This is a genomic window from Vibrio sp. M260112, from assembly GCF_036533775.1.
Taxonomy (GTDB): Bacteria; Pseudomonadota; Gammaproteobacteria; order Enterobacterales; family Vibrionaceae; genus Vibrio.
Genome location: NZ_JATABH010000181.1, coordinates 1 through 648 on the forward strand (window position 1 = coordinate 1; position 648 = coordinate 648).

General features: G+C 49.1%; 1 protein-coding gene. It reads right to left on the reverse strand.

Annotation, left to right across the window (positions count from 1 at the left end; all coding sequences use genetic code 11):
- Positions 1-33: 33 nt before the first annotated feature.
- Positions 34-648: IS66 family transposase (tnpC, locus tag QTN95_RS20930; protein ID WP_331418889.1), on the reverse strand; the 615-nt coding region annotated here is incomplete at its 5' end.

Genomic DNA, 648 nt, shown 5'->3' on the forward strand with positions numbered 1-648 from the left:
GTATCCGCCCCATGATCCCACGGGGCGACACTGCTAGTGTTTGAAGTTCCAAGGCAGGAGCGCATCGATATCTGGCTCCGCTTTCGCCAGCTCTTTCATACACTTGACCATATAGTCGTAAAGGATAAGACCATTGGCTTTCGCGGTCTCGACGATACTGTAAAGCATCGCACTCGCTTCAGCTCCATTGGGATTGGTCGAGAAGAGCCAGTTCTTTCTCCCAATAACCAGCGGCTTAATGGCGCGTTCAGCACGGTTATTGTCTATCGATAAATGACCGTCATCGATATAGCGGATAAGTTTCGGCCATTGGCCTAGCGTGTATTTTATCGCTTTACCCAGCGGGCTAGACTCAAGCACTTGTTGAGTTGTCATCCATTCGTAAAGCTCATCGAGTATCGGTTTGGCGTCTGTTTGACGCTCTGCTCTTCGTTTTTCAGCAGACTCACCTTTTAAGCGTGATTCTATCCCATAAAGCTTCTGGATTTTGGCCAGCGCTTTATCCGCTTTACCTGACTTGCCTTTGCCTTGAAGCTTTTTCGCGTCCATGAACTTGCGCCGAGCATGCGCGAAGCAACCGACATTGGTGACGAGATGAAGCCCATCATAAGCACCATAACCATCGGTTTGCAGATAGCCATCATAGTT